This is a genomic window from Mesorhizobium sp. P2_D6 (assembly GCF_056404315.1).
In genome coordinates this window covers 606932-630180 of record NZ_JBFUEG010000003.1, presented here as the reverse complement: position 1 = coordinate 630180, position 23249 = coordinate 606932, and the positions used below count along the sequence as shown (strand labels likewise).

Annotated in this window: 14 protein-coding genes; 7 read left to right on the top strand and 7 right to left on the bottom strand. The window is 64.4% G+C overall.

Annotated features, from left to right (window positions below):
• The first annotated feature begins 1 nt into the window (after position 1).
• The 6 genes from hutG to AC1D1L_RS09510 all read left to right on the top strand — a co-directional run bounded on the left by hutG (position 2) and on the right by AC1D1L_RS09510 (position 15095).
• The gene (hutG, locus tag AC1D1L_RS09535) at positions 2 to 814 is read left to right on the top strand and encodes an N-formylglutamate deformylase (RefSeq protein WP_477340713.1); all 813 of its coding nucleotides are present in this window, start codon (positions 2 to 4) and stop codon (positions 812 to 814) included.
• A 28-nt stretch (positions 815 to 842) separates the two neighbouring features.
• The gene (hutU, locus tag AC1D1L_RS09530; RefSeq protein WP_477340777.1) at positions 843 to 2513 is read left to right on the top strand and encodes a urocanate hydratase; all 1671 of its coding nucleotides are present in this window, start codon (positions 843 to 845) and stop codon (positions 2511 to 2513) included.
• A gap of 13 nt (positions 2514 to 2526) precedes the next feature.
• On the top strand, positions 2527 to 3105 hold the full coding sequence (locus AC1D1L_RS09525; protein WP_477340711.1) for a HutD/Ves family protein: 579 nt from the start codon (positions 2527 to 2529) through the stop codon (positions 3103 to 3105).
• Between the two features lie 313 nt (positions 3106 to 3418).
• Positions 3419 to 11998 (top strand): glycoside hydrolase family 94 protein, encoded by an 8580-nt coding sequence (locus AC1D1L_RS09520; RefSeq protein WP_477340709.1) that lies wholly within the window; start codon positions 3419 to 3421, stop codon positions 11996 to 11998.
• Between the two features lie 343 nt (positions 11999 to 12341).
• Positions 12342 to 14114 carry a glucan ABC transporter ATP-binding protein/ permease gene (locus AC1D1L_RS09515; RefSeq protein WP_477340707.1) on the top strand — a complete coding sequence of 591 codons (1773 nt, stop codon included), beginning with the start codon at positions 12342 to 12344 and terminating at the stop codon, positions 14112 to 14114.
• 228 nt (positions 14115 to 14342) lie between these two features.
• The gene (locus tag AC1D1L_RS09510) at positions 14343 to 15095 is read left to right on the top strand and encodes a heme ABC transporter permease (protein WP_477340705.1); all 753 of its coding nucleotides are present in this window, start codon (positions 14343 to 14345) and stop codon (positions 15093 to 15095) included.
• Between the two features lie 39 nt (positions 15096 to 15134).
• Here AC1D1L_RS09510 and AC1D1L_RS09505 read toward each other — a convergent pair whose 3' ends face one another.
• Positions 15135 to 16193, bottom strand: coding sequence for a D-TA family PLP-dependent enzyme (locus AC1D1L_RS09505; protein ID WP_477340703.1), 1059 nt, complete (start codon positions 16191 to 16193; stop codon positions 15135 to 15137).
• A 143-nt stretch (positions 16194 to 16336) separates the two neighbouring features.
• Here AC1D1L_RS09505 and AC1D1L_RS09500 point away from each other — a divergent pair, with 143 nt between their 5' ends.
• Entirely contained in the window at positions 16337 to 17023 is a 687-nt protein-coding gene (locus tag AC1D1L_RS09500) for a D-lyxose/D-mannose family sugar isomerase (RefSeq protein ID WP_477340701.1), read from the top strand.
• Positions 17024 to 17269: 246 nt separating this feature from the next.
• Here AC1D1L_RS09500 and AC1D1L_RS09495 read toward each other — a convergent pair whose 3' ends face one another.
• Genes AC1D1L_RS09495 through AC1D1L_RS09470 form a run of 6 tightly spaced genes read right to left on the bottom strand, consistent with a single transcriptional unit; the run spans position 17270 to position 23217 of the window.
• Positions 17270 to 18130 (bottom strand): RDD family protein, encoded by an 861-nt coding sequence (locus AC1D1L_RS09495; protein ID WP_477340699.1) that lies wholly within the window; start codon positions 18128 to 18130, stop codon positions 17270 to 17272.
• A complete protein-coding gene (locus tag AC1D1L_RS09490) occupies positions 18117 to 19136 on the bottom strand; it encodes a stage II sporulation protein M (RefSeq protein WP_477340697.1) in 1020 nt (339 codons plus the stop codon). Before AC1D1L_RS09490 ends, AC1D1L_RS09495 begins: the two co-directional genes overlap by 14 nt.
• Positions 19133 to 20443: a DUF58 domain-containing protein gene (locus AC1D1L_RS09485; protein ID WP_477340695.1), complete on the bottom strand. Its 1311-nt coding sequence runs from the start codon at positions 20441 to 20443 to the stop codon at positions 19133 to 19135. The genes AC1D1L_RS09490 and AC1D1L_RS09485 overlap by 4 nt, the downstream gene beginning before the upstream one ends.
• Positions 20440 to 21396 (bottom strand): AAA family ATPase, encoded by a 957-nt coding sequence (locus AC1D1L_RS09480; RefSeq protein ID WP_477340693.1) that lies wholly within the window; start codon positions 21394 to 21396, stop codon positions 20440 to 20442. Before AC1D1L_RS09480 ends, AC1D1L_RS09485 begins: the two co-directional genes overlap by 4 nt.
• Entirely contained in the window at positions 21383 to 22588 is a 1206-nt protein-coding gene (locus AC1D1L_RS09475; RefSeq protein ID WP_477340691.1) for a DUF4350 domain-containing protein, read from the bottom strand. The genes AC1D1L_RS09480 and AC1D1L_RS09475 overlap by 14 nt, the downstream gene beginning before the upstream one ends.
• On the bottom strand, positions 22585 to 23217 hold the full coding sequence (locus AC1D1L_RS09470; RefSeq protein WP_477340689.1) for a DUF4129 domain-containing protein: 633 nt from the start codon (positions 23215 to 23217) through the stop codon (positions 22585 to 22587). Before AC1D1L_RS09470 ends, AC1D1L_RS09475 begins: the two co-directional genes overlap by 4 nt.
• Between the last annotated feature and the right edge of the window lie 32 nt (positions 23218 to 23249).

Sequence of the window (23249 nt, the reverse complement as noted above, 5' to 3'; positions counted from 1 at the left end):
CATGACCGACTGGCTGACAGTCACAGAAGGCACCGCACCTCTTCTGGTGTCGATCCCGCACACCGGCATCGATCTCGCCGGCATCGACAGCCGGCTGGTCTCGCCCTGGCTCGGCCGCCGCGATTGCGACTGGTGGATCGACAATCTCTATGATTTCGCCGCCGGCCTCGGTGCGACGGTTGTGCATACGTCGATCTCGCGCACCGTCATCGACGTCAACCGCGATCCCTCCGGCGCCTCGCTCTATCCCGGGCAGACGACGACCACGCTTTGCCCCACCGAGACCTTCGACGGCGATCCACTCTATTTGCCCGGTGCGGAACCGACGCCGTCGGAGATAGACCAGCGCCGCATATCCTATTTCGTGCCCTACCATGAAATGCTGGCGGCCCAGGCCGTCAGGCTGCGCGGCCTGCACGAAAAAATCGTCATCTACGATTGCCACTCGATCCGGTCCGTGCTGCCGCGCCTGTTCTATGGCACGCTGCCGGTGTTCAACCTCGGCACCAATGACGGCCAGACCGCCGACCCGACGCTGCAGGCGCTGGTCGGCCAGATCATGGCCGAAAGCGGTGAAAGCAATGTCATCAACGGCCGTTTCAAGGGCGGCTGGATCACGCGCTATTTCGGCAACCCGCAAGGCGGCTACCATGCGTTGCAGATGGAACTTGCCGATCGCGGCTATTTGCGCGAGCCCGAAGGCAAGGGTGAACCGGACAATTGGCCGGTGCCCTATGATGCCGAGTTCGCCGCACCGATGCGCGCCACGCTGACGAAAATCCTCCAAACCGCCATTGACTGGGCCGGGCGCTGAGCCGCCGCCTTACTCGAAAGGGACAATGATGAATAATCCTCGCCACAACATCCGCGAAGTGCGTGCGCCGCGCGGCGACAAGCTCAACGCCAAATACTGGACGACCGAAGCGCCGCTGCGCATGCTGATGAACAATCTCGATCCGGATGTCGCCGAAAACCCCAACGAGTTGGTCGTTTATGGCGGTATCGGCCGGGCCGCGCGCACCTGGAACGATTTCGACAGCATCGTCGCGTCGCTGAAGACACTCAATGAGGACGAGACGCTGCTGGTGCAGTCGGGCAAGCCGGTCGGCGTCTTCCGGACGCACACCGACGCGCCGCGCGTGCTCATCGCCAACTCCAACATCGTGCCGCACTGGGCGACGTGGGATAAATTCAACGAGCTCGATAAGAAGGGCCTGATGATGTACGGCCAGATGACGGCCGGCTCCTGGATCTATATCGGCACGCAAGGCATCGTGCAGGGCACTTACGAGACCTTCGTAGAAGCCGGCCGACAGCACTACAACGGCAACCTCAAAGGCAAGTGGATCCTGACCGGCGGCCTCGGCGGCATGGGCGGCGCCCAGCCGCTTGCCGCCGTCATGGCCGGCGCCTGTTGCCTCGCTATCGAATGCAATCCGGACTCGATCGATTTCCGCTTGCGCACTCGCTATGTCGACGAGAAGGCCGAGACGCTGGACGAAGCGATGGAAATGATCGAGCGCTGGACCAAGGCCGGCGAAGCGAAATCCGTCGGCCTGCTCGGCAACGCTGCCGAGATCGTGCCCGAAATGTTCAAGCGCGGCATTCGCCCCGACATAGTCACCGACCAGACCTCGGCGCATGACCCCATCAACGGCTATCTGCCCAAGGGCTGGACGATGGCTGAGTGGCGCGAGAAGCGCGTCAGCGACCCCAAGGCTGTCGAAAAGGCGGCGCGCGCGTCGATGCGCGAACATGTCGAGGCGATGGTCGCCTTCTGGAATGCCGGCGTGCCGACCCTCGATTATGGCAACAACATCCGTCAGGTCGCCAAGGACGAAGGCTTCGAGAACGCCTTCGCTTTCCCGGGCTTCGTGCCGGCCTATATCAGGCCGCTGTTCTGCCGGGGCATCGGCCCGTTCCGCTGGGCAGCCCTTTCGGGTGATCCCGAGGATATCTACAAGACCGACGCCAAGGTGCGCGAGCTTACCCCCGGCAACACCCATCTGCACAACTGGCTGGACATGGCGCGCGAGCGCATCGCCTTCCAGGGCCTGCCGGCGCGTATCTGCTGGGTCGGTCTCGGCGACCGCCACAGGCTCGGCCTCGCCTTCAACGAGATGGTAGCCAAGGGCGAATTGAAGGCGCCCGTCGTCATCGGCCGCGACCACCTCGATTCCGGCTCGGTCGCTTCGCCGAATCGCGAGACGGAAGCGATGAAGGACGGTTCCGATGCCGTTTCCGACTGGCCGCTGCTCAACGCGCTGCTCAACACCGCGTCGGGCGCCACCTGGGTGTCGCTGCACCACGGCGGCGGCGTCGGCATGGGCTTCTCGCAGCATTCCGGCATGGTCATCGTTGCCGACGGCACGCCGGATGCCGCAAGGCGCCTGGAGCGCGTGCTGTGGAATGATCCGGCGACCGGCGTCATGCGCCACGCCGATGCCGGCTACGACATCGCCATTGAATGCGCCAAGGAGCATCAGCTCAACCTGCCTGGCATCCTCGGCTGATTGGCAGAAGACGATGCGCATCCTTCGTGCCGCCGACTACCGCGTCATGCCGTGGAAGAACGGCGGCGGCACGACGACCGAGATCGCTGTCTCGCCTGACGGTGCCAGGCTTGACGATTTCGACTGGCGCATCTCGATGGCGCGCGTCGAGGGCGACGGCCCGTTCTCCGGCTTTGCCGGCGTCGACCGCACGCTGGCTGTGCTGGAAGGCGAGGGCATCGTCCTCGATATTACCGGCCGGCCGCCGGAGAGCCTGACTGGAGCCTCCGCCCCGTTTGCCTTCCCGGCCGATGTGCCGACCACGGCGGCGCTGATCTCCGGTCCGATCACCGACCTCAACGTCATGACCCGCCGCGGGCGAGCGACCCACACGGTCGAGCGCCTCATGGTCTCAGCCCCGACCGATATCCGTCCGACGACCGCAACGACCCTTATCCTGCCGCTCGACGGCGAGGTCGGCGTGACCGACCCGACACCGTCCCGGCTTGGACCTCGTGACACGCTCGTGATCGGCCCAGACGTCGCCCAATTGCACGTGGAACCGGTGCGGCCGACGACCGTGTTCGTGATTCGGATCGCCAGCCTGGGCTAGCTGCGCCGCCAGCAACGATTAACGCCTGTTGCCAAACATGATCGCACGCCGGAGAAATCTGGCGTAAGCTGTTGCCTGGATCACGAAAAAGCCTGAATCCTTCCGTCGTTCCAAGGCGGACGGGAGGGCAGGGGTGCTCGTCCTTTAGTTGTCGAAAGCCCCTCCTTGAAATGTCGAAGGGATAAACGCTCCTGGCGTGGTGCGAAGCAAAACTTTCGGCCAGTGTAATCATGCAACCAATTGCATTTGAATCGGTTTTAGGGACATTGCCGTGGCGGTGACGCCGCATCGCGTCCCCCATGCGGAATCTTCAATGAATATCCAGACAAATCCTGCCCAGATCGAAAAGACCAGCGCCAGCTTCCCGGCCATCACCGAAGAGCCGATACGCTCCAATTTCCTGCCAGAAGAGCGTCTGCGCGCGCTGGGCGACAGCCTCGCCAAGGGCGACGTCAAGGACCTGTTCGGCCTGACGCCGTTCGATTTCCAGGCCCGCATCCGCGACAGTGCCAAGAAAATCCTCGAAGTCTACCGCTCGACCAATGCCGCTCAGGCCAAGGGCGAAACCATTACGCCTGCCGCACAATGGCTGCTCGACAACAATTATCTGGTCGAGGAGACCATCTTTCAGGTCAAGCGCGACCTGCCGCGCCGTTTCTACCGGCAGTTGCCGACCCTGAAACTGTCCGATGGCGAGGCCGTGCCGCGCGCGCTGGCCTTGGCCTGGAGCTATGTCGCCCATTCCGACAGTTCGGTCTCGGCGACCATGTTCAAGGCTATCGTCGAAGGCTTTCAGTCGGTCGAGCCGCTGAAGATCGGCGAACTCTGGGCGCTGCCTTCGCTGCTGCGCTTCGTGCTGATCGAAAACCTGCGCCGCATCGCCGTGCGCGTCGACCGCACCAGGCAGATGCGCCACATCGCCAACGAGGTCGCCGACCGGGTTCTGGCGACCGACGACAATGCCGACCGGCAGAAGATCCTGTCGAGCTATGGCGCCCATGCCCAGGACACCACCTTTGCCACGCAGTTGCTCTACCGCCTGCGCGACGGCTCGCAAAATGCCGGCAGGGCGCTGGAATGGCTGGAGGTCGAGCTCGAGAAGACCGGCTCCGACGCCGAGGAAATCATCATTTCCGAGCATCGCACGCTGTCCAGCGGCAATGTCACCACCGGCAACATCATCCGCGGCCTGCGGCTTATCAACGACGTCGACTGGACGGTCTGGTTCGAAGGCGTCAGCCGCATCGACACGCTGCTGCGCGAGCGCACCGATTTCGCCGCGCTCGATTTCTTTTCGCGTGACCAGTACCGCACGTCGATCGAGCAACTGGCGCGCCGCTCGGATCTCTCCGAATTCCGCGTCGCCGAAAAGGCGATCGAGCTTGCCGGCCATGTCCCCGGCGTCACCGATGCCTCCGGCGTGCCGGATGCATCAGCCGATCCGACCATGCATACCGATGTCGGCTTCTTTCTGGTCGGCCCGCGCCGGCCGGATCTGGAAAAGGCGATCGGCTACCGGCCGCCTTTCTATGTGACTGTCAAGCGCGCCTTCACCAGCACCGGTTGGCTGGGCATCGTGGTGCCCGTCTTCCTGCTGACGGTGCTGCTGCTGGTTGTCTCAGGCAATGCGCTTGCCCATCTGGGGCTCTCGGTTCCCTCGATCACGTTGATGCTGGCGCTGTTTGCTGTGCCGGCCAGCGAAGGTGCGCTCGCCTTTTTCAACACCGTCGTTTCGCTGTTCCTGAAGCCGACGCGGCTGGTTGGCTATGACTACAAGCACGGCATCCCGGCCGCCTCACGCACGCTGGTCGTTGTTCCCTCGCTGATCGGCTCACGCGACGATGTCGAGGAAAACATCCGCAACATCGAGGTGCATCACCTCGCCAATACCGCAGACGAAATCCATTTCGCGCTGCTATCCGATTGGCCGGATTCCAAGACTGAGATCGATGCCGCCGACATCGAGATCCTGCAATATGCGCGCGACGAGATCGCCAGGCTCAATGCCCGCTACCCCTCCGAGGGCGCGCCGCGTTTTTATATCCTGCATCGCCGCCGGCTCTACAACCAGGCGCAGGGCGCCTGGATGGGCTGGGAGCGCAAGCGCGGCAAGCTGCACGAGCTGAACCTTCTCTTGCGCGGCGACAGCGACACCACCTTCCTGCCGCTCGACGTGCCGCTGCCGGAAAAGGTCGTCTACGTCATGACGCTGGACGCCGACACACGCACCACGCGCGACGCCGTGTCGTCGCTGGTCGGCAAGCTCGCCCATCCGATCAACCGCCCGCATTTCGACGCGGCAAAGCGTGTCGTCACCGCCGGCTACACCATCCTCCAGCCGCGCATCACGGCATCGCTCACCAGCGGCGACGACGCCTCTTTCTTCCAGCGCGTCTTTTCGTCCAACAGCGGTCTCGACCCTTACGTCTTTGCCGTGTCGGATCTCTACCAGGACGTCTTCAGCGACGGCTCCTTCACCGGCAAGGGTCTCTATCACGTCGACGCCTTCGAGGCGGCGCTGAAGGGACGCATCGAGGAAAACACCATCCTCAGCCACGACCTGCTCGAAGGTGCGCTGGCGCGCGCGGCGCTCGTCACCGACGTCGAACTGGTCGAGGACTATCCGACCCGCTATTCGGTCGACGCCTCGCGTCATCACCGCTGGGCGCGTGGCGACTGGCAGTTGCTGCGCTTCATCTTCAGCCCGCGTTCCGGCGTGCCGGCGCTGTCGCGCTGGAAGATGATCGACAATCTGCGCCGTTCGCTGACCCCGATCTTCTGGGTGATGGCGGCGATCGCCGGCTGGACGCTGCTGCCCTTCACGCAGGCCGCGCAATGGCAGGCGCTGCTCATCCTGTCGCTGTTCATGGCGCCGACTTTCGATGTCATCAACGCCATCTTGCCCAAGAGCGGCGACCAGACGCCGCGCGGCCATTTCTCGGCGCTGGCGCGTGACACCGTCTTCGGCACGGCGTTGGTGGCGCTGAAAGTGCTTTTGATGGCGCACAATGCCTGGATGATGGGCGATGCCATCGTGCGCACGCTCTACCGCCTGTTCGTCAGCCGCCAGAACCTTTTGGAATGGCGCACGGCGTCGCAGGCGCACAAGGGCGGCGACAACGACCTCGGCTCCTATTACAGCATGATGTATGGCGCCGTTATCATCGGCGTCGTCGGTCTCGCTATCCCCGTGCTGGCCGATTCTACCGGCGCCTTTGTCGCCTTCTTCTTCGCTCTGTTCTGGATCGGCTCGCCGGCCGTTGCCTGCTGGATCAGCCGCTCGGCCGAGACCGAGGACCGTCTGCGCATATCGCAGGCCGATATCCATGCGCTGCGCACCGTGGCGCGCCGCACCTGGCACTATTTCGAAACCTTCGTCACGGCCGAGCACCACAACCTGCCGCCCGACAATTTCCAGGAAAGCCCGGCGCCGGTGGTGGCGCCGCGCACGTCACCGACCAATATCGGCGTCTATCTCCTGTCGGTGGTGTCGGCACGCGATTTCGGCTGGATTGCGCTCTCCGACGCCATCACCCGCATCGACGCGACGATGACGACCATCGAGAGCATGCCGCGCAACCGCGGCCACCTCTTCAACTGGTACGACACCACGACGCTGAAGCCGCTCTATCCGCTCTATATCTCGGCGGTCGACAGCGGCAACCTCGCCGGACATCTGGTCGCGGTCGCGGCTGCCTGCGCCGAATGGGCCGAAGCCCCGTCCGTCCATCTGCAGGGCGATTTCGAAGGCGTCCTCGACACGGTGACGATCCTCGACGAGAGCCTTGAGGAATTGCCTGACGACCGCCGGCAGTTGAGACCGCTGCGCCAGCGGCTCGCCGACCGTCTCGACGGCATGCGACGGGCCGTCATGACCATCAAGGCGCAGCCGGAAATGGCCTCGATCCGCACCATCAATCTGGCCGTGCTGGCCGGCGAGATCCGCAAGCTCGCCACCGCCATCCACACCGAGGCTGGGTCGCAGCGCAGCGACGTCATCGCCGACTGGGCAGCTAGACTGGAAGCGACCTGCGAGGCGCATGTGCATGACTCGCACAGCGACGAGAACGCCGTTGAGGCCTTGCGCGCCAAGCTCTTGGCGCTGCGCGAGCGCTGCCGCCGCTATGCCTTCGAGATGGATTTCTCCTTCCTGATGCGGCAGGAAAGAAAACTGCTCTCGATCGGCTACCGGGTCGAGGAACACCAGCTCGACGAGAGCTGCTACGATCTGCTCGCCTCCGAGGCACGGTTGACCAGCCTGTTTGCCATTGCCAAGGGCGATCTGCCGACCGAGCACTGGTTCCGGCTCGGACGACCGATTGTCGAAATAGGCTTCCAGGGCGCGCTGATGTCCTGGTCGGGCTCGATGTTCGAGTATCTGATGCCGCCGCTGGTGATGAAGGAGCCGCAGGGCTCGATCCTCAACCAGACCAGCAAGCTGATCATCAAGCGCCAGATCCAGTATGCGCGCTCGAAGAATGTGCCGTGGGGCATTTCGGAAGCGGCCTACAACGCCCGCGACCGCGAACTGACCTACCAGTACACCAATTTCGGCGTGCCCGGACTTGGCCTCAAGCGCGGTCTTGGCCAGAACACGGTGATCGCGCCCTACGCCACGATCCTTGCAGCGCAGTTCACACCGCGCGAATCCGTCCAGAATCTAGCCCGGTTGCGCTCGATCGGCGCGATGGGCCGGCACGGCTATTATGACGCCGTCGATTACACGCCGCAGCGCGTGCCGGAAGGCACCGACCACGCCGTCGTGCTGAACTACATGGCCCACCATTCCGGCATGTCGATCGCCGCCGTTGCCGACGCCATCTTCGAAGGCCGGCTGCGTGACCGCTTCCACAGCGATCCGGTGATCGAGTCTGCCGAACTCCTGCTGCAGGAGAGGGCGCCGCGCGACATCCCGACCGCCACCGTCAGGACAGAAGCCGACGAGCGCTCGAAGGACGAGACCGAGGTCGAGAGCCCGGATTCCCGCATTGTCCTCGACCCGCTGAAGGCGCTGCGCGCCACCAGCGTCATGTCCAACGGCCGTTACTCCGTCATGGTCTCGGCAACCGGCTCCGGCTACAGCCGCTGGGGCGAACTCGCCGTCACCCGCTGGCAGCCCGATCCGACCGAAGACCGGCTCGGTTCCTACATCTTCCTTAGAGATGCCGGCACCGGCGACTGGTGGTCGGCCACCGCCGAGCCGAGGCAGGCGACCGGCGAGAGAGTGCAGACGCTGTTTTCCGACGACAAGGCGAGCTTCGTCAAAACAGTGGGTTCGCTGCGTTCGGAGGTCGAGTGCATCGTCATCTCGGAAGGCAATGGCGAAGGACGGCGCGTCACCCTTTACAATGACGGCGCTACCGACCGGCATATCGAGGTGACCTCCTTTGCCGAACTGGTGCTCGGCAACGAAGCTTCGGACAACGCCCATCCGGCATTCTCGAAAATGTTCATCGAGACCGAGATCGCTGCCAACAACGGCGCCATCTTCGCCACCAGGCGCAAGCGCGACAAGAACGAGCCCGACCTCACCATGGTGCATTTCGTCACCGATCCGTCGGGATCGGCGCGCGATGCCGAGGCCGAGACCGACCGCCGCGCCTTTATCGGCCGTGGCCGCACCATCGCCGAGGCCGCCGCTTTTGATCCGGGCGCCAAACTTGGCGGCCATCATGGCTTCACGCTCGATCCGGTCGCGGCGCTGCGCCGCCAGGTGCGGGTGCCGGCCAACAAGAAGATCTCGCTGACCTTCTGGACCGCCGTTGGTGCCAACCGCACCGAACTCGACGAAGCCATCGCCAGGCTCGACCATCCCGAAAGCTTCGCTCGCCAGGCGATGCTAGCCTGGACGCGTTCGCAGGTGCAGACCCGCCACCTTGGCCTCAGCCTGACCGACGCCGCCAATGTGCAGAAGCTGGCACGCTATCTGATCTATCCCGATCCGTTCCTGCGCCTGCCGGCCGAATCCATTGCTTCGGGGCTGGGCAAGCAGTCCAGCCTGTGGCCGACCAGCATCTCCGGCGATTTCCCGATCTTCCTGGTCCGCATCGGCGATGTCGCCGACCTCGAAATCGTCGCCCAGGCGCTGCGCTTCCAGGAGTATATGCGCGCCCGCGGCATGATGATCGACTTCGTCGTCGTCAATGAGCAGGCCTCGTCCTATGTGCAGGACCTGCAGCGCGCGGTCGAGACGCTGTGCGAAAACAGTCGCTTGCGCGGCAAGGAGCTCGGGCCGCGCCAGCATATCTTCGCGGTGCGCCGCGACCTGATGGACGAAGCGACCTACAAGACGTTGCTGGCCGTCGCCCGCGTCGTGCTGCACACCCGTAATGGCACCATCTTCGACCAGATCGAGCGCGCCGAGGCGGCAGCCTTGCAGGCCCGCGATGCCTTGCAGCCGGCGGGTGCTGCGACCCTTCGCGAAACGGCTCTGCCAGTGCCGGTGGCGCCTGCATACCATGCTGCGTCTGACGCCAGTGCCGACGGCAGCGGCCTCAGCCAATGGAACGGCTTCGGCGGTTTCGAAGGCGATGGCCGCCACTACGTCACCCGCCTTGCCGGCCGGCGCACGACGCCGCAGCCGTGGATCAACGTCGTCTCCAACGCCTCGTTCGGCTTCCATGTCTCGGCTGAGGGGGCCGCCTTCACCTGGAGCCGCAACAGCCGCGACTACCAGCTGACGCCGTGGTCGAACGATCCGGTCACCAACCGACCGGGCGAGGGCGTCTACATCTACGACTATGCAAGCGGCAAGTCGTTCTCGCCGCTTGCCGCTGTAGTGCGCGATCCCTCGATGACTTACGAGACATGGCATGGCCAGGGCTTTTCGACCTTCCGGTCGAAGCGCGGCCCGCTGTCGATGGATCTGACGCATGTGGTCGATCCCACCGATCCGGTGAAGATCACGCGGCTGCGCATCCAGAACGCGGGCTCGGCACCGGCGCGGCTGCGCGTCTATGCCTATGCCGAATGGGTTCTCGGCAGCCATCGTTCGAGCACGGCGGCCACCATCATCCCGTCGAGGGATTCGGCGACCGGCGCGCTCTTGGCGCAAAACCCGTACGGGCTCGATTTCGGCGACCGGGTGGCCTTCCTGGCCGCTGCCGGGCCGGTGCATTCGGTGACAGCCGATCGCGGCGAGTTCATCGGCAGGCAGGGCACCAGCGCCTTCCCGCACGCCGTGGTCAGCGGCGCCGGCCTGTCGGGCCGCGTCGAGGCAGGCGATGATCCTTGCGCGGCTGTCGCCAGCGACGTCGACATCCCCGCCGGCGGCGACGTCACGCTCGTCTGGCTGCTCGGCGATGCCGCCAATCCAGCCGAAGCGAGCGCGCTGGTGCGGACCCATTCGGGCAAGGATTTTGACCAGCGGCTTGCCGACAATGAACGCGTCTGGCGCGGCTTCCTCGACACCATCCAGGTCGAGACGCCGGACAAGGCGCTCGACGCCATGGTCAACCACTGGCTGCCGTATCAGAGCCTGGCCTGCCGCATCCGCGCCCGCTCGGCCTTCTACCAGGCGAGCGGCGCCTTCGGCTTCCGCGACCAGCTGCAGGACACGCTGGCCCTGCTGGCGCATGATCCGAAGCTGGCGCGCGACCAGATCCTCAACGCGGCGCGCCGGCAGTTCCCCGAAGGCGACGTCCAGCATTGGTGGCTGCCGCGCACCGACGCCGGCGTGCGCACCCTGATCTCGGACGACGTGGTCTGGCTGGCGCACGCCACCAACAGGTATATCGAGGTGACTGGCGATACAGGGATACTCGAGGAGCAGCTGCCCTTCATCGACGGGCAGGTTCTGGGCGAGGGCGAGCATGATGCTTTCTTCACCCCCGAGATCTCCAAGACGCATGCCTCGCTCTACGACCATTGCGCGCGGGCGCTCGACCTTGCGGTCAAGCGCAGCAGTCCGGCCGGGCTGCCGCTGATCCTCGGGGGCGACTGGAACGACGGCATGAACCGCGTCGGCGAGCAAGGCAAAGGCGAGAGCGTGTGGCTTGGCTGGTTCCTGCTGAAGACGCTTGGCGACTTTGCCGCTGTCGCCAAGGGGCAAAGCGACACCAAGCGGGCGCAGGCCTGGACAAAACACGCCGACGTGCTGAAGCGAGCACTGGAAAGCACCGCCTGGGACGGCCAATGGTACCGGCGCGGCAGCTACGATGACGGCACGCCGCTCGGCTCGCACAATTCGGACGAGTGCAAGATCGACTCGATCGCGCAGTCGTGGAGCGTGCTCTCCGGCGAGGGCGACCCGGCGCGCTCGACCACGGCGATGCAGCAGGCGACGAACTTGCTGGTCGACGACAAGCTCAAGATCGTCAAGCTGTTCACCCCGGCCTTCCAGAACACGCAAAAGGACCCCGGCTACATCAAGAGCTACCCGCCGGGCGTGCGCGAGAACGGCGGCCAGTACACCCATGCAGCGACCTGGTTCGTCATTGCGCTCGCCGAAATGGGCCGCACCGACGATGCCTATCGCTGCTTCTCGATGCTGAACCCGGTCAACCATGCGCTCGACGATGCGTCGGCCGAGCACTACCGGGTCGAGCCCTACGTCGTCGCCGCCGACATCTATTCGGGTGAAGGCAAGAGCGGTCGGGGTGGCTGGACCTGGTACACGGGCTCAGCCGGATGGCTCTACCGTGCCGCCGTCGAAGGCATTCTGGGCATCGAGCGGCGCGGCAAGCAGATCACGTTCCGGCCCAAACTGCCCAGCCACTGGGACGGTTACTCGGCAACGCTCAAGATGCTGGGGGCCGAGGTCCAAGTTCGCGTCATCCGCGACAAAAAGGCCAAGACCATCTCGCTCGAAGTCAATGGAACCAAGACAAAGTCTTCCGGCTTTGAGCCGAAAGCCGGTGACAAGACCGAGGTGATCGTCAAGATACCCGCGTAAAATCAAAGGCTTGAACCAATTTGCGCGCGCCTTTCAGGGCGCGCGTTTCTATTGGTCATGCGCATGGCGCAAGGCAGCCCTGCTTCTTATGTATTGGCGCTGCCGGGCGTGGGTGATTAAAAATGTGGCAGCCTTGGGCACGTGCCATGATTTTGCCGCAAGACTGACATTTCACCTTTTATCTCAAACCGTTAGGTGATCACGGCAGATTTCGCAGCGTCGTCATCTTTTGTTCGCGGAATGGGAACGGAAGAGGTAGACGGGCATTGTTTTGCGACCCGTTAACCGATACGTGTCAAGAAATGGTGCAGTGCACAATGAATGTTTGGGCGGAGTAGCTGAAGTGTCACTTCTGCAAATCTACTGGAGAGCGCTGGGTTATCTCGCAGCCGACAGGAAACGCGTTGCGTTGATCTGCGGTGCGAATGTCGCGCTTGCCATCATCGCCATCCTCGAGCCGATCATGTTCGGTCGGGTGATCGACGCCATCTCCGATAAGGGTTCGGTGTTTTCGACGCTGGCTCTCTGGGCCGGCCTCGGCGCCTTCAACATCATTGCCTTCGTGCTGGTGGCGCGTGGCGCTGACCGTTTTGCCCACAAGCGCCGCAGCGAAGTGCTGTGCCAGTCGTTCGAGCGCGTGATCACCATGCCGCTTGCCTGGCACCATCAGCGCGGCACCTCCAACGCGCTGCACACGCTGCTGCGCGCTGTCGAGACGCTGTTCAGCCTGTGGCTTGAATTCATGCGCCAGCATCTGTCGACGGCCGTTGCGCTTGCTCTGCTGATCCCCACCGCAATCAGCATGGATCTGCGCATGTCCATGGTGCTGATGGGCCTTGGCGTTCTCTATGTCGGTATCGGCCGCCTGGTGATGAAGCGCACCAAGGCAGGCCAGGCCGCCGTCGAGCGTCACTACCACAAGGTGTTTGCGCATGTGACCGACTCGGTCAGCAACGTCGCCGTGCTGCAGAGCTACAACCGTCTCGGCCATGAGGCCGATACGCTGCGCCGCTACGTCAAGAACCTGCTCGATGCGCAGAACCCCGTGCTCGACTGGTGGGCGATGGCCAATGCGCTGCACCGCCTGTCGTCGACCATTTCGATGATGGTCGTGCTGCTGATCGGCGCTTATCTCGTCACCCATGGCCAGCTCAAGATCGGCGACGTCATCGCCTTCACCGGCTTTGCCACGCTGCTGATCGCTCGCCTCGACCAGATGTCGGCTTTCGCCAACCAGATTTCGGAAGCCCGCGCCAAGCTCGAGGACTTCTACCATCTCGAGGACTCTGCCGCCGACGCCGCCGAGCCGGATGGCCTCCGCGATCTCACCAATGTCACCGGCCATATCCGCTTCGAGAATGTCGGCTTCGAGTTCGGCAATTCGGGGCAGGGCATCGACGACGTGTCGTTCGAGGTCCAGGCTGGCCAGACCGTTGCCATCGTCGGCCCGACCGGCGCCGGCAAGACGACGCTGATCAATCTGTTGCAGCGCGTTTTCTCGCCGTCCCACGGCCGTATCCTGATCGACGGCATCGACACCCGCACGGTGACCCGCAAGTCGCTGCGCCACTCGATCGCCACCGTCTTCCAGGATGCCGGCCTGCTCAACCGCTCGATCGAGGACAACATCCGTGTCGGCCGCGCCGAGGCGACCTATGACGAAGTCCATGCCGCCGCCAATGCTGCCGCTGCCCAGGATTTCATTCTGGCCAAGAGCGCCGGCTACGACACCGTCGTCGGCGAGCGTGGCGGCCAGCTTTCGGGCGGCGAGCGTCAGCGTATCGCTATTGCCCGCGCCGTGCTGAAGGACGCACCGATCCTGGTGCTCGACGAGGCGACCAGCGCGCTCGACGTCGAGACCGAGGACCGCGTCAAGGAAGCGATCGATGAACTGCGGCGCAACCGCACCACCTTCATCATCGCCCACCGCCTGACCACCGTCCGCGACGCCGATCTGGTCGTGTTCATGGACAAGGGCAAGGTGGTCGAGATGGGCGGCTTCGCCGAACTGTCGCTGCGTAACGGCCGTTTCGCCAGCCTGCTGCGCGCCGGCGGCCTGCTCAACGACGAGGAAGTCCGCCGCCTCAGCCGCACTGTGAATATCGAAGCGGCTTAATCTCAAGGTCTTTCCTTCTCCCCTTGTTGTGGGAGAAGGTGTCGCCGAAGGCGACGGAAGAGGGGTGTTCCAGGAAACGCCAACGCCTCACGCCGCTGGAACACCCCTCATCCATCTCGGCGCTGCGCGCCGATCCACCTTCTCCCACAGGGGGAGAAGGGGAAGGGGCGCCGCCCTGCGACACTCCCTCAATTGCCCCAAAGCCGCCGCCGGTCTATGTAGAGCCGCATGAGCGACACTTCCTCACGCCTCACAGGCTGGACCGACCTTGCCAACCCGACGCGCTTTGTCGGGCTGGCCGACAGGCTGGTGCCGTGGCTGGCGTCGATCGCCGCGATCCTGCTCGCCGTTGGCCTCTATATGAGCTTTGCCGCGCCTGAGGATTTCCAGCAGGGCATCACGGTGCGCATCATGTACATCCACGTGCCTTTCGCCTGGCTCGCCATGATGTGCTACACGGTGATGGCCGTCGCCGCACTTGGCACGCTGGTCTGGCGCCATCCGCTGGCCGACGTCGCGCTGAAATCGGCAGCCCCGATCGGCGCCACTTTCACCGCGCTTGCGCTCATCACCGGCTCCATCTGGGGCAAGCCGATGTGGGGCACCTGGTGGGTGTGGGACGCGCGCTTGACGTCTGTGTTCGTCCTCTTCCTGATGTATCTCGGCATCATCGCGCTGACGCGCGCGCTGGATGACGCCAGCCGCGCCGCCTGGGCTGCCGCCATCATCACTCTGGTCGGCTTCATCAACATCCCGATCATCAAATTCTCGGTCGACTGGTGGAACACGCTGCACCAGCCGGCATCGGTGTTCCGGCTTGGCGGGCCGACCATCGATCCCAGTCTGCTGTGGCCGCTGCTGGTGATGGCGCTCGGCTTCACCGTGCTGTTCTTCGCCCTGCATTTGACGGCGATGCGCACCGAAATCCGCCGCCGCCGGGTGATCGCCATGCGCAGGGTAGCGGCGCGGCAGGTAAACTGAGCTCCCCCTTCTCCCACAAGGGGGGAAGGGAAGCGCCATTCACCCCATCCGCCCACGCGCCACGACAGGCAGCGTCTCCAGCACCTTGTCGCCGTCGATCAGGTGCACCTGGTCGAACAGGTTCGTCACCACGCAGCAATGGTCCGGCACCACGCGCACGCGCTCGCCGATGCGAAGGCTCGCCCCATTTCCAAGCGTGACCGTGCCGTGCTCTTCGCTTAAGCCAGTGACGCGGGCGCCGGGCATGCCGAGCAACTCGCCAAACTCAGGCAATCCCAGCGTGTCGCTGGACAGCGCCTTGCTGCCGCTGTCCAGAATGGCGCGGGCAGGCGTCGGGTGGCTGACCACCGTGGCGAGCACCGTCAGCGCGCAATCGTCGAGCGTGCCGACGCCTTTGGCGACCTGATAGCGGTCGAGATAGATGTAGGTGCCGGGGCGGTATTCGGTGACGACGCTGTCTTCGCCGGGGCGCCACATGTCAGGCGTGCCGCCGCTGGAGATGCGTTCACAGGCGAGACCCGACGTGGCAAGCGCCTGCTTGGCGCCGGCCAGCCAGGATTCGGCCTCGGCGGCGCGGCCTGCCGCGGGGTAGGTCATCAGCCCGCCAAAGGTGAGCCCGTTGGCCTGATCGATCACTTTCGCCAGCGCCAAAGCCTCGGCGACGCTCTGCACGCCGCAACGGCCCATGCCGGTGTCGCACTCGACCAGAACGGGCAGGGGATGACCGGTATCGATGAAGGTGGCGGCGAGCCCCTCCAGCGTCTCGCGGCTGTCGGCCGTCACTGACAGCGTCACGCGGCCATGCAGCGCCTTGAGGCGCTCCAGTTTGGCGCGGCCGAGGATGTTATAGGGTAGAAAAATATCGGAGAGCCCGGCATCGGCCATCACCTCAGCCTCGCCGATCTTCTGGCAGGTGATGCCGACCGCTCCCGCCGCCACCTGTTTCTTCGCCCAATAGGGCAGCTTGTGCGTCTTGATGTGCGGCCTGAGCTTCAGCCCATGGCGATCGGCATGCGCCTGCGCTCGTGCAATGTTGGCTTCGGCGCGGGCCGCATCGATGAGGATCGCCGGCGTATCGAGGTCGTCTATGCCTTGCATGAATATCACCTTGGGAAATTTGGCTGGACTTATGGCCCCGATCGACCCGGATGTCATGGGGCCAGCGTGCAGTTTGCGTCGACACCGCAACGCTGTTCGGCTATGCGCTTTAGGCAGGAACGCGACGCCAAGGGATCACCACCATGAAACGCTCCACCGTCAACGACATCATCCGCGATGCCGACGCCTTCATCCGCTCGTTCGGCTACATCATGCCGCCCTTCGCCTACTGGTCGCCGGAGGAGATGAAGGCGCGCAAGGCTGACTCCGCGGCTATTTTCACCTCGCGGCTTGGCTGGGACATCACCGATTACGGCCAGGAGAAATTCGACGAGCTCGGCCTGTTCCTGTTCACCGTGCGCAACGGCGTCTATGCCGATATGAAGAAGGGCATGGGCATGCTCTATGCCGAGAAGATCATGATCTCGCGCAAGGACCAGCTGTCGCCGATGCACCGCCACAACATCAAGGCCGAGGACATCATCAACCGTGGTGGCGGCAAGCTGGTGCTGGAACTGTTCATGCACGACCGCGACGGCGGCATCGATCCGAAGGCCGAAGTCTCCGTGCCTGTCGACGGCACCATCCACAGGCTGCCGGCGGGCGGGCTCTTGAAGCTCGACCCCGGCCAGAGCGTGACGCTGTTGCCGGGCGTCTGGCATGCCTTCTGGGCCGAGGGGAGGGATGTGCTGATCGGCGAGGTCTCGACCGTCAATGACGATCTCACCGACAACGTCTTCCGCGAACCAATCGGCCGCTTCTCCAACATCGACGAGGACGTCGCGCCGGTGCACCTGCTGGTGTCCGACTATGAGAAGTGGGTGGGGTAGGCGAGAGGCACTCCATTTCATCGGCTGGTGCTGCCCCTCATTGCACTGCCGGGCATTTCTCCCCGTATAGTGACGGGGAGAAAGATGCTGTCGCGGATGGTTTCGCCAATATCCAGCTTTGCAGAATAGGCGCGGCGCTGCGGCCAGCTCTCTTCTCCTCGTCACTATACGGGGAGAAGGTGCTGGCAGGCGGATGAGGGCAGCGCTGGCGTTCTGTGATTGTTACCAGGCGCTTAGAGTGCCTTCCTACCGCTGATACTTGTCCGCCTTGCGTGTTCCCAGTAGAAGCTTGCGTTCGAGTTGTGCCCGCAGCTCGCCATAATAGCCGGTGAGGAAAGCCCGGGAATCTCCCGGCTCGATCATCATGCCGATCTTGCGCCCGATCGTCTCCGCCACGGCTTTCAGCGCGAAATAGTCGTCGCGGCGCAGCACCTCTTCCAGCTTGTGCAATTCGGCAATGCCATAGGCATCGAGCTGCGCCTGAGTGAAGCGGAGGGCGCGTGCGTTCTGGCGTTGCGACAGGTCCTCGACCAGCGCCAGTTTCGGCGCCTCGACCACCCAGGTTCCGGCCAACAGGTCGCCGATGCGCATGCGGTCGCGGTTGAACAGCGGGAAGAGTGCAAACAGCAGCGCCCACACCAGTCCGAAGATCGTCGACAGTGTGTCGGCGAGCCCCATCTCGCTGCGGCCAAGGATGATCGACAGCGGTAGGAAGATCTCGATCTCGCGCATCAGATTGCGGGCGATGACCTGGTCGACCGAAAGGCCGGCGCCGCTGCGCGACGCCACCCGGATGCCGAGCATCCGCTTGCCTGGCGTGGCGGCGCGGCGGCCAGCCTCGAAGACGATGAAATAGGCGTTGCGCAGGAAGAAGATCAGGATGATCCAGACGATGAACAGCGGCTGCGCCCCTTCGCCGTTGAGGCCGGCCAGCCCGAACAGCGCGACGATCGTGATCACGATGGCGGTGATGATGATGATCACAAAGTCGAGCAGGAAGGCGGCCGCGCGTGTGCCGGCATCGGCGAGCTTGATCCGGAGATCGACGCCTTCCGGCGTGATCAGCGGCCGTATCGTCGAGCCGGCAGCGCGCCTAGCGGTCGCCATGCCGCACCACCCTGAACAAATAGAAGTAACAGAGCCACAAGGTCAGCATGCCACCGCCGATCGCATAGCGCGTGAGGTCGCTGGTGATCACCTGCCTGCCGATGCCTTCGAGCAGGCCGGCACACAAAAGCATGATCGTCACCCCGACCATGGTGGTGGCGGCCACGCGCCCGGCATCGGCCGCGGCCGTCATCCGGGTCAGTTCGCCGGGGAAGGCGATGCGCGTGCCGATGCGCATGCCGGCAGCACCCGCCAAGGCTATTGCAAACATCTCGGTGGTGCCGTGGATGGACAGCCATCCGCCCAGTTCTATTCCAAGCCCCTTGGCGACGTAGATCTGGAACATCGCGCCGAGCAGGCAGCCATTCATCAGGATCAAGAGCACGCTCGGCACCGCAAAGGCAAAGCCGAGCGCGAAGGCCAGGATCGCCACCTGAACATTGTGCGTGAACAGATAGGCGGCGAAGCCCGACAGGAAGTTGCTGTCGGCGCCATCGTAGAGCACCTGGCGCAGCACTTCGACTGAAGCGTCCGGGTTGCGCCCGCCGGCGAGACTCGGCGGAATGATGGCGTCGTACCAGCCCTTGTCTTTCGTCACCAGCCAGTAGCCGGCGCCGAAGCCGACAAAGGTCAAGACGACCGACAGCAAGGTTTCGCGCCACAAATCGCGAATGGCATGCGGCCAATCATGCAGGAAGAAATCGCCGATACGCTGCCGCAAGCTGCGGCGCGCGCCATAAAGATAGAAATAGCCGCGCAGGCACAGCGCTTCGAGATAGCCGACCAGCGCATTGTCGAGCGACGTCGCCCGCGCAACTGAGAGCGAAGACAGCGCCGAGCGGTAGAGCAGCGGCAGCGACAGCAACTCGTCCTCCGACAGCGTACGCGGCGCGCGTTTCTCGACCCGGGCAAGCAGCGCCTCGAACGCCTTCCAGTCGGCCTCGCGTTCCGAACGGAAGCTCGCCAGCGACTGGCGCACGGCATCCTTGCCGACCAGCGCGCTCACAACAGATCCTCCTGCTTGAGCTCGAGATAGCGCTCAACCAGCGCCGGCCCCAGCCTTTGATGGTCGGCCTCGATGACATGCGCGCCGAGCAGCCGCAGCCTGCCGATGACGACCTGCCTTTCGCGCAACAGCCCACCGGCGACGACCGAGCGCGCTACATCCTCCGGTGTATCCGGCGACATGTCGGCCAGTGTCTCCAGCTCGACATCCTTCATCATCATGAACAGCACCAGATGCCGTTCGGTGAGTCGGCCGACGGTGCGCAGCATCAGTTCGGCGCTGATCGGATCGACGAAGTCGGTGAAGATGATCACCAGCGAACGCCGGTCGAGCCGCGCCGCAAGCGTGGTCAGCGCCAATGTGAAATTGGTCTCTTCGGTGGAATAGTCGATCTCGGCCGCGCGCTTCTGGATCATGGCGAAGCTGGCCGAGCCGCGCACGGCGCCGCTGGAAACGCGCGGCCGCGCATCGAAGCCGAACAGGCTGATCATGTCGCCGCCCTTCAGCGCAATGAACGCCGTCAGCAAGGCGGCAGTGACGGCGCGGTCGACCTTCGGCACGCCGTCGACGGGCTCGCACATCAGCCGGCCGCTATCGATGGCGAGAACGATGTTGTTGTTCTCCTCGATGCGGAACTCGCGCGCCAGAAGCCTGCCGTGGCGGGCGCTGCGCTTCCAGTCGATCATGCGCCGGCCCATACCGGGCTGGTAGTCCTTGAGCGCCTCGAATTCGCGGCCCTGGCCGGCGCGGCGTTGCGCATGGCCGTCGGGCAGCGACTGGCGCTGCAGAAGCGTGATCGCCTCGTCGCGGGCGCTGCGGATATCAGGCAGCACCGCGACCTTGTTGTCCATCGGCAGGACGACCTGATTCCAGACCAGACCGAACGGCCCGCGCCAGCGCACCCACAGGCGATCGAACCTGGCCATGCCGCGCCGCAGCGCCTGGAATTTGAGGTCGAGCGATGCGCTGCCGGCCTCAGCAGTCAATGCGCCGCCGGTGCCTCCCAGCGGCTCCAGCCGCTCATCATGGCCGAGACGCGCCTGCACCGCGCGCGGACGCCCGCTGAGCCTGGCGGTGACATTGACGGTGAACTGGCCGCCGACGCTGACTTGCGGCGGTGCATGGATGGTGGCGTCCAGGGAAGCGCGTCCGCGCCCGGCGGCCGCGTCCACAGCCAGGAAAGCAAGCAGCACGCAGATCCACAGCAGGCCGAGATACCACAGCGACGGCAGCGCGAGCGCGATCAGGAAGGCCGGTATTGCACCTGCCGCACCTGCCCAGACTGCCTGGCCGCTCGGATAGATCAACGTGGCGCTTCCGTGTGGTCGACAAGGTCGGTCACGATCTGCTCGACCAGGCGGCCGTCGATCTGCGCCGCCGGCGAAAGGATCACGCGATGGCGCAGCGCTGGCACGGCAAGCGCCTTGACGTCGTCGGGGATGACATAGGCACGGCCGTCGAGCGCTGCCCGGGCGCGTGCCGCTCTCGCCAGCATGGCGCCCGCGCGCGGGCTGGCGCCAACCTCCAGATCGGGGCTGGCGCGCGTCGCCCGCACCAGCCTTGCGACATAATCGACGACATCGTCGACCAGCGTGACCTCGCCGACGGTCGCCAGCGCCTTTTCCAGCGTCTTGCGGTCGGCCTGGGCGGTGATGCCGTACTGCTTGATATCGTGTGAGGCGGTGCCGCCGCCGTGATGGATGATGATCGCCTTTTCCTCTTGCGCGTCGGGGTAGCTCACCCGGTGCTTGAACAGGAAGCGGTCGAGCTGGGCCTCCGGCAGCGGATAGACGCCCTGGTGTTCGATCGGGTTCTGCGTCGCCACCACCATGAAATTCTGGCCGAGCGAATGGGTGGTGCCGTCAAAGGTGACGGCATGCTCCTGCATCGCCTCCAGAAGGGCGGCCTGGGTCTTTGGCGGTGTGCGGTTGATTTCGTCTGCAAGCAGCAGGTCGCAGAAGATTGGACCGTGCGTCAGCGTGAATTGCCCGGTCTGGAAATTGTAGATGTTGGAGCCGACGATGTCGCCGGGCATCAGGTCGGGAGTGAACTGGATGCGGCCATAGGCGACGCCCAGCGCCTGGGCAAAGCAGCGCGCCGTCATCGTCTTGGCTGTGCCCGGTGGTCCCTCGAGCAATATATGCCCGCCAGCGAACAATGCCGTCAGCATCAGATCGACCGTATCGTGTTGCCCGGTGACGGCCTTGGCCACCTCTTCCCTGATCTGCGTCGCCAGGGCCTTCACATCATCGACGTTCACCGAGCCTCCTTGCCGTCCAGTCATGCAGCTTTTCGGCTGCCTCATGCATTTGTGTCAGGGTCTTTGCCGCGTCGGCGGCTTGCAGGCGGGTCGTGAAACCGCCGGGTTCGTCCTTATCGCGGGAATCGAGCCAGCGGTCGAGCGCTTCGCCCTGCAAACCATGCGGCGCGCCGAGCAAAGCGCCGGCGCGCACCCGCGCCAACGCGCCATAGCGGTCGCCCAGTTCCTCCAGCCGGCCGGCGCGGCGCAACAGCATCGCCGTGGTGTCGACCAGCGCGCGCTTGCCGAAGGCGATGGCGCGCTGATCGGCCCGCGGCGGACCGAACCGGCCAAGGCCATGCAGGAACGCAAGTGCTGCCGCCGCCAGGATGGTCAGCGTCAACGCCAGGAAAGGCGGTTCGACCAGGAGCTTGGCGAGGTCGTATTTTCGCCCGAAACCGTGCAGCGTCAGGTCGAACATCACCGGACCCTCTTCGGACTGCAGGAACTCGATCAGCTTCAGCGCCGCCGCTGCCTTGTCGGGATCCTTGAGCGCGGCATTGTTGATCAGGTCGGGGTCGGTCAGGATATAGAACCGCTCGTCTTCCACCTCGGTCAGCACGGCCTTTCCTTTGCCGGCGTCAATGAGCGGGGTTTCGTCGGCCACCCATTGCAGCTGGTCGGGAACGGTAACCGTCTGACCTGCCACATCGAGTTGCTTGACCGTGGTCTCGCCCTCGCCGAGCTTGGCTTTGGTGATGCGGCCGAGCCAGTCGTTCACCACGACGGCCGGCAGCCGCTCGATCTTCATCTCCCAGCCCTCATGCTGGAACAGCGGCAAGGTCGCCCATTTGGGCAGCACGAACAGCGTATCCATACCCTTGCGAAGCTTGATGATGTTGGAGAGCGCATCTGGATCGCTGTCGGGTGAGATGGTGACGACCAGCAGCATTTCGGTCTCGAGGTCGCTGTCGGACCGTGCCATATCGGGGGCTTCGCCGGTCAGCTTCAGCCATTCCGCCAGGCCCGCATAGCCGATGCCGCTCTTCGACAGCGGCGTCGCGCCGCCGACGCTGGGCTGACGGAAGTCAGGGGCATAGGTGGACAACAGGAAGAAGCCCCCCGCCGCGAGCAAGCTGGCAAAAATGCCCCAGAACAGCGTCCTTCGGCTGAACGTTTCCTGTTGGGCGATGTCGGCGGTCGAAGCACTCACACCCAGGCATCCCTGAAGACGAATCGCTCATAGGCGCCGCGCGCCTCCTGCCAGCCCTCGGGTCCGACCGGCCGGCGCGCGAACAGCGCCGCTTCGACGATGCGCGCGATCTGGGTGAAGGCGCTGCGTGCCCGTGTTGGGATCGAAGCAGCATTGGCGATGTCGCGCGCGGTCAGCGACGGGCGCAAGAAGTCGGGCAGGCGCCCGGCAATGTCGGCGACACTGCGGCGAAGCAGGAGATGCACCGCTTCGTCATACTCGCCGCGGGCAGCCAGCGCATCGGCTTCCGACAACAGGATCTGGGCCGCACCGACGTCGGGACGCCATGTCCCTTCCGCCTCCGCCACGCTCTTCTTGCGCCGCCACGGCAGGCGCCAGGCAACGCCTTTCACCTCGAGCAAAATCAGCAACAGGATGATAGCGGCACCTGTGATCACAGCGCCCCAGAACAGGTAGATCATGTAGGGGCCAAGCCATTTCAGGAACTCGCCAAACGGCTTCAGCCACTCGGGGGGCTGGGGCTGCACATAGGCCGGCAGGTCGAACTGGATCGAATCATCCGACAGCAACTGCTTGTGCAGTTTGGCCAGCCATTCGGCTTGCGCAGCGTCCGGCTGTGCAGCAGTCACCTTTTCGCCCCCATGCAACCTGCGGTTCGCGG